This window comes from Sphaerotilus hippei, assembly GCF_003201595.1.
GTDB lineage: Bacteria > Pseudomonadota > Gammaproteobacteria > Burkholderiales > Burkholderiaceae_C > Sphaerotilus > Sphaerotilus hippei.
The window spans coordinates 1-2224 of record NZ_QJJS01000039.1; the positions used below are offsets into that span (position 1 = coordinate 1).

1 protein-coding gene and 1 pseudogene are annotated in these 2224 nt (G+C 52.1%); both read left to right on the forward strand.

Features of this window, described 5'->3' with window-relative positions:
* Positions 1-152, forward strand: a pseudogene (locus C7444_RS19870) (IS5/IS1182 family transposase); the annotation flags it as partial.
* Between the two features lie 25 nt (positions 153-177).
* Complete coding sequence (locus tag C7444_RS19875) at positions 178-1986, forward strand: DUF262 domain-containing protein (RefSeq protein ID WP_110402589.1); 1809 nt, start codon at positions 178-180, stop codon at positions 1984-1986.
* Positions 1987-2224 lie beyond the last annotated feature (238 nt).

The window sequence follows — 2224 nt, forward strand, 5'->3', positions numbered from 1 at the left end:
AGCGCAGTTTCGGCTGGCTGTCGCGGTTTCGTCGGCTCAGCCGCGATTTCGAGCGCTTGCCTCAGGTGCTGGCCAGTTTGCATTTCGTGGTCTTCGCCATCCTCATGCTCCCCAAGGCCGCAGCGGTGCTGGCTTCGGGGGGAAGTTCATAACACGCTCTAAGACAAGGAATCTTGAATGCCAGGAGAATACGAAAAGGCCATTTCAATCGGCAAGGCCATTCAAAATATCGTCTCGCGCCGGTATCTCCTGCCTGCGATACAGCGAAAGTTCACATGGAGCACATCGCAGATCGAAGTGCTGTTCGATTCGATCATGCGCGGTTATCCCATCAACACATTCATGTTCTGGGAGGTGACCGAAGCGGAGGTCAAGACTAACTTCCGTTTCTACCAGTTCCTAGAAAAATACTGTGAACGTTTCGGTGAGAACAATCCTGATTTCGATACCAAGGGACACGGAAATTTCCAGGCCGTCATTGATGGCCAGCAGCGGCTGACCTCCCTGTACATTGGCCTGAAAGGCACCTATGCGTACAGGTTGCCGCGCAAGTGGTGGCCAAAGACTCAGGATGATTCCATCTTACCCCCGAGGCGCCTTTATCTGAATATCGCTGCGCCCTTGGACGAAGAGCGCAATGAAGAGATGATGTCCTATGAGTTCTCCTTCTTGACAAAGCAAGAACGAGACGAAGCCACCGATGGCAAATGCTGGTTTCTTGTCGGTGATGTACTGGACCTCGAAGAGGCGGAGACGGCAGATCAGGTACTGGACGTAGTCATGGCCCACCTGGAAAAGGTTGGCATGTCGTCAAACGCTTATGCCAGAAAAACGCTCACGCGGCTCTATTTCGCCGTTCGGCGCGACGCACTGATCCATTACTACAACGAGACTAGCCAGAAAATCGACCACGTACTCGATATCTTCATTCGTACCAACCACGGCGGCACGCCCCTGTCTTTCTCCGATTTGCTGATGTCAATTGCCATCGCGAACTGGAAGAAGGATGCGCGTCAGCAGATCGACGATCTGGTAGACAAGGTCAGGTTCGGCTCTGACATGGAGTTCTCGATTGATCGTGACTGGATATTGAAGGCGGCGCTGGCTTTAACAGACGCAGATATCCGCTTCAAGGTCGAAAATTTCGCCGGTGCGCAAGTGGCAATAATTGAGAGTGAATGGGATGAAATCAGTGCCTGCATTTTGGAGACGTTTCGACTGATCCGGTCGTTTGGTCTCAACGATGCATCTCTTCGTGCAAAGAACGCAGCCATTCCTATTGCCTACTACCTGTATCACAAAGGGCGCGATGCCTCCTCTGGCAAGAAGGGGGTGTTCTCAAGCATCAACAAGCAAGCATTTCATATTCAGGATCGAAAGCTCATCCGGCAGTGGTTGCACATGTCACTGCTCAAAGGCGTTTTTGGTGGCCAAGGGGATGCGCTGCTGACGAACTTGCGCAAAATCATCAAAGCCAATATGTCGGAAGCTGCGTTCCCGTTGACGAAGATCATTGAGGACTATCGGGGGCATGGCAAGGATCTGCTTTTCGATGATGACTTCATCAACCGATTGCTAAAAACACAGAAAGATGATGCGTCATGTTTCTCGATCTTGGCATTACTTATGCCGGACCTCGACTACACGCGGGCATTGCAGAAGGACCATATTCATCCAGCGGCATCTTTCAACCAGGACAGACTGTCTCAGTACGAATTCTTGAAAGGAAAACCAGAGGCGCTGAAGTTTTTCCAGAACCGCGAAAACTGGAACAGCATCGTCAACCTCCATCTCTTGGAGGAGTCCAGAAACAAATCGAAGCAAGACCGCCCCTTTGCTGATTGGCTCAAGGAACAGGAGGGACTCAGCCTTGACGGACTACTGATCCCCGCAAACGCACCGCTTGATTTTGCATCGTTCAGAACCTTCGTTGAAAAGCGATCCCTGCACTTGTCCAACATCCTTAAGGAATTGGGTAAACCCTGACATGTTGCGGACGCGTTCAATTCCGCGAATGCGATTGGCATCTGGTTTTCGGCACATGGCTGATGCCCACTGCTGGTTTGGAGCTAATTGGATTGCAGCCGAATCATCGAATCCACGCCCTCAAGGCCCATGTGAACCGCCCTGGGTTTCATGGAGGCCAGTTGGTTTAAGTCAGGCCGCGACAGCGACCTGCTCGGCGAGATGCCAGTAGTAGTTTGCCTCAGCCTCGGCGGGCGGG